Source organism: Bradyrhizobium sp. P2_E8 (genome assembly GCF_056403875.1).
On the sequence record NZ_JBFUES010000597.1, the window covers coordinates 1 to 4,728 of the forward strand.

Below are 4,728 nucleotides of genomic sequence, written 5' to 3' on the forward strand. Positions count from 1 at the left end.
CACAACACCACGGCGCATCTGATCGCGGACATGGAAAAGATCCGCGAGAAGTTCGGCGTCGAACGCTGGATCGTGGTCGGCGGCTCCTGGGGCGCGACGCTGGCGCTCGCGTATGCAGAGGCGCATCCCGAGCGCGTCCGCGGCATCGCGCTGCGCGCGACCTTCCTGGGCACGCGGGCGGAAGTCGAAGCCGGCTTCACCGTGCGCCTGCCGCATTTCTATCCCGGGCTTCACGAGGATTTTCTCAGCGTGCTGCCGCCCGAGGAGCGAGACCGGCCGGTGGTCGCCTATTGGCGCCGCATCCTCGATGCCGATCCGGCCGTGCACGGACCGGCGGCGCGGGCCTGGCACGATACCGAGCGCGCCCTGTCCGAGCACAAGCCCGCAAGGACGCGGCTCGACCTCGCCTCGTTGAACGTCTGGCGCACGTTGCCGGCGACGCCGTTCATGGAAGCGCATTACTTCGTCAACGACAGCTTCATGACCGCAAACCAGCTGCTGCAGAATGCGGAGAGGCTCGCCGGCATTCCCGGCATCATCGTGCAGGGCCGCTACGATCTGTTGTGTCCTCCTGAGACATCCGAGCGGCTGGCGAAAGTCTGGCCGGGTTCCGAGATTCGCATCGTGGAAGAAGCCGGGCATTCGCTCTATGATGCCGGCGTGAGGGACGCGGTCATGAAGTCGATCGCCGACCTCGCTTCGAAGACCGCGCGATGAGAGGACAAGAAAAATGCCGCTCGCCGGGAAAGGCATGCTGCTGACGTCGATGAATATCGACGCAGCCGACGAGGCCGATTTCAACCGCTGGTACGACCGCGAGCATCTGGAAGAGCGTGTCGCGATCGAGGGATTCCTGGAAGCACGGCGCTATGTCGCGCACGCCGCCAATCCCAGATATCTCTGCCTCTATTCGACCGCGACGCTCGACGTGCTCGACAGCCCCCCTTACAAGGCGCGGCTCGCGAGCCCGACCGACTGGTCGCGGCAGACCATGGCGCGTTTCAAGGACATGCTGCGCGTCGTCGCGCGCGTCACCATCAGCAACGGCACCGGACGCGGAGCTGCACTCGGCGTGGTGCGGCTGCGGCCGACGCCGGGCAACGCCGCGCCATGGCGTGATGCACTGCAAGAAAAGCTGACGCCGGAAAAGCGCGACGGCATCATCTCGATGCATATGCTCGAGAGCGAGCCGGAATTGTCGGGTGCAACGGCGGATATCCCGGCCGTGCGCAACGAAGGTGCACGCGACTGGTTCGTGCTGATCGACGGCACGCATGTCGGCGCGGTCTCGGCTGTCATTGCCGAACGCTTCACCGGCCCCGCCGCATCGCCCTTCCCGCTTCCCGTCTCCGTCGGTACCTACGCGCTGATGTGGGACCTTGCGAAGTGCGACATCGCGCACCGCTAACGCGCCTACATGCACCGCAACATATTGCACCGCCGCATGCTTGCGCGCAGCCGTTAATGCTGTGCGCGCGCAGCTCCCATGAAAGCGGGTGATCCCCCAAATTTGCCGTTGTACTTCGGACCGGTTCTAATAAGCTAACTCAATGACGTCATTCAGAAACCAGATCGACGCGCGTTAGCGTTCGCCAAGCTCAAGAAAAGGCCGCGGGGTCTTTGGGCCTGCGCGGACAGGGTAGGAATGAAACCGACCGATATCGCGGCCCCCGACTACTTTCATAAAGTGGTCGATTGCCAGTGGGCCTGTCCTGCGCACACCCCGGTTCCCGAATATATCCGACTGATTGCACAAGGCCGCTACAGCGACGCCTACATGATCAATTGGCAATCGAACGTGTTTCCCGGAATTCTGGGACGCACCTGCGATCGTCCATGCGAGCCGGCGTGCCGGCGCGGCCGCGTCGAGGAAACACCGGTCGCGATCTGCCGCCTCAAGCGCGTCGCAGCCGACTTCAAGGACGACATCACACAGCGCCTGCCGCGCCCTTCGTCGAAGAACGGCAAGCGCGTCGCGCTGGTCGGCGGCGGTCCGGCGTCGCTGACGGTTGCGCGTGATCTGGCGCCGCTCGGCTATCACTGCACCGTGTTCGACGCCGATCCGGAAGCCGGCGGCATGATGCGCTCGCAGATCCCGAAATTCCGCCTGCCCAATTCGGTGATCGACGAGGAGACCGGCTACATCCTCAATCTCGGCGTCGACTTCAAAGGCGGTCACCGCATCGAGAGCATGAAGGCGCTGCTCGCGGAGAAATACGACGCGATCTTCGTCGGCTCCGGCGCGCCGCGCGGCCGCGAGCTCGACATTCCCGGCCGGAAGGAGGCCGCCGCCAACATCCATATCGGCATCGAGTGGCTGTCCTCGGTCTCGTTCGGCCACATCGACAAGATCGGCAAACGCGTGATCGTGCTCGGCGGCGGCAACACCGCGATGGATTGCTGCCGAACCGCGCGCCGCCTCGGCGGCGAGAAAGTCACGGTGATCGTGCGCTCCGGCTTCGAGGAGATGAAGGCCTCGCCCTGGGAGAAGGAGGACGCGATCCACGAGGATATTCCGATCCTCAACTACATGGTGCCGGTGGCATTCAAGCATGTCGCCGGCAAGCTCATCGGCGTCACGTTCCAGCACGTCAAAGCCGAATTCGACGCCAAAGGCCGCCGCAATCTGGTGCCTTCGGGCGACCCCGATCAGACCATTCCCTGCGACGACGTGCTGGTCGCGGTCGGCCAGGAGAACGCCTTCCCCTGGATCGAGCAGGACTGCGGCATCGAATTCGACAAATGGCACATGCCCAAGGTCGACCCCAAGACCTTCGCCTCGACCAACCCGAAAGTCTTCTTCGGCGGCGACGCCGCCTTCGGTCCCAAGAACATCATCTGGGCGGTCGCGCACGGCCACGACGCCGCGCTGTCGATCCACAAGCTGCTGTCGGGCGAGGACATCACCGAGCGGCCGCTGCCGGAGGTGCATGTCTCGTCGCAGAAGATGGGCATCCACGAATGGAGCTATGACAACGACATCTCCGTCGACAAGCGCTTCAAGGTGCCGCATCGCGACAAGGTGATCGCGCTGAAGGACATCCGCACCGAGGTCGAGCTCGGCTACGACGTCAAGCTCGCGCTCGGCGAAGCCCATCGCTGCCTGAACTGCGACGTACAGACCGTGTTCTCGACTTCGCTCTGCATCGAGTGTGACGCCTGCGTCGACATCTGCCCGATGGACTGCATCTCCTTCACGGAGAATGGCGAGGAAGGCGATCTGCGCCAGCGCCTGAAGGCGCCGTCGCTGCATCCCGACCAGGACCTCTACGTGTCCTCCGATCTCAAGACCGGGCGCGTGATGGTGAAGGACGAAGATGTCTGCCTGCATTGCGGGCTGTGCGCCGAGCGCTGTCCCACCGGAGCCTGGGACATGCAGAAGTATTTGATCGAAATGACTTACGCAGGTTCAGCATGTCCGACAAAAAGCCGATCAGCAGCGTAAACGACTTCGTCGTCCGCTTCGCCAACGTCAACGGATCGGGCTCGGCCAGCGCCAACGAGATGTTCGCGCGCGCGATCCTGCGCCATGGCGTGCCGGTCTCCCCGCGCAACATCTTCCCTTCCAACATCCAGGGCCTGCCGACCTGGTACGAGGTGCGGGTGACCGAAGACGGCCATCTCGGCGCCCGCGGCGGCGTCGACATGATGGTGGCGATGAACCCGCAGACCTGGGACAAGGACGTCGCCGGCATCGAGCCGGGCGGCTACCTGTTCTACGATTCCACCAAGCCGATGCCGTCGACGAAATTCCGCGACGACATCACCGTGATCGGCGTGCCGCTCACCGCGATCACCAATTCGACCTACACCGATCCGCGCCAGCGCCAGCTGTTCAAGAACATCATCTATCTCGGCGCGCTCTCGGCGCTGCTCGACATGGACCCGAAGCTGATCGAGCAGCTGATCGGCGAGCAGTACAAGGGCAAGGAGAAGCTGCTCTCCTCCAACGTCCACGCGCTGCATCTCGGCCGCGACTGGGCGCTCCAGAACCTGAAGTGCCCGATCGGGCTGCGGGTGAAGAAGTCCGACAAGGTCGGCGACAGCATCTTCATCGAGGGCAACAGCGCCGCCGCGCTTGGCGCCGTCTATGGCGGCGCCACCGTGTGCGCCTGGTATCCGATCACGCCGTCCTCGTCGGTGGCGGAAGCCTTCACCGCCCATTGCAAGAAGTACCGGCACGACCCTGAGACGGGCAAGGCGAAATACGCCATCGTGCAGGGCGAGGACGAGCTGGCCTCGATCGGCATCGTGATCGGCGCCTCCTGGAACGGCGCCCGCGCCTTCACGGCGACCTCCGGCCCCGGCATTTCCCTGATGACCGAGTTCATCGGCCTTTCATATTTTGCCGAGATCCCCGCGGTGATCATGAACATCCAGCGCGCCGGGCCCTCCACGGGCATGCCGACCCGCACCCAGCAATGCGACATCATCGCCTGCGCCTATGCCTCGCATGGCGACACCAAGCATGTGCTGCTGTTCCCGGAGGATCCGGCGGAGGCCTTCGAGTTCGCGGCCGCCGCCTTCGATCTCGCCGAGCGGCTCCAGACCACGATCTTCCTGATGCTCGATCTCGACATCGGCATGAATCACCGTCTCTGCCGTCCGCTGAAGTGGGACGATGCCCGGCAATATGACCGCGGCAAGATCATGACCGCGGAGATGCTGGAGGAAGGCCGCGACTTCGGCCGCTATCTCGACGTCGACGGCGACGGCATCCCCTACCGC

4 protein-coding genes are annotated in these 4,728 nt (G+C 64.1%); all 4 read left to right on the forward strand.

All coding sequences use genetic code 11. From position 1 onward, the window contains the following. Positions 1-717 (forward strand): alpha/beta fold hydrolase (locus tag AC1D00_RS27445; protein WP_477012808.1); only part of this gene is annotated, 717 nt, incomplete at its 5' end. Positions 718-730: 13 nt separating this feature from the next. Beyond that, positions 731-1,408, forward strand: coding sequence for a hypothetical protein (locus tag AC1D00_RS27450; RefSeq protein WP_477012809.1), 678 nt, complete (start codon positions 731-733; stop codon positions 1,406-1,408). 237 nt (positions 1,409-1,645) lie between these two features. After that, positions 1,646-3,445, forward strand: coding sequence for an FAD-dependent oxidoreductase (locus tag AC1D00_RS27455; protein ID WP_477012810.1), 1,800 nt, complete (start codon positions 1,646-1,648; stop codon positions 3,443-3,445). Further along, on the forward strand, positions 3,415-4,728 hold a 1,314-nt coding region (locus AC1D00_RS27460), incomplete at its 3' end, for a 2-oxoacid:acceptor oxidoreductase family protein (RefSeq protein ID WP_477012811.1). The genes AC1D00_RS27455 and AC1D00_RS27460, both read left to right, overlap by 31 nt.

Bases quoted from the DNA above. Each gene is read 5' to 3' on its own strand.
- AC1D00_RS27450 (WP_477012809.1), top strand. From the start codon at position 731: ATGCCGCTCGCCGGGAAAGGCATGCTGCTGACGTCGATGAATATCGAC.
- AC1D00_RS27455 (WP_477012810.1), top strand. From the start codon at position 1,646: ATGAAACCGACCGATATCGCGGCCCCCGACTACTTTCATAAAGTGGTC.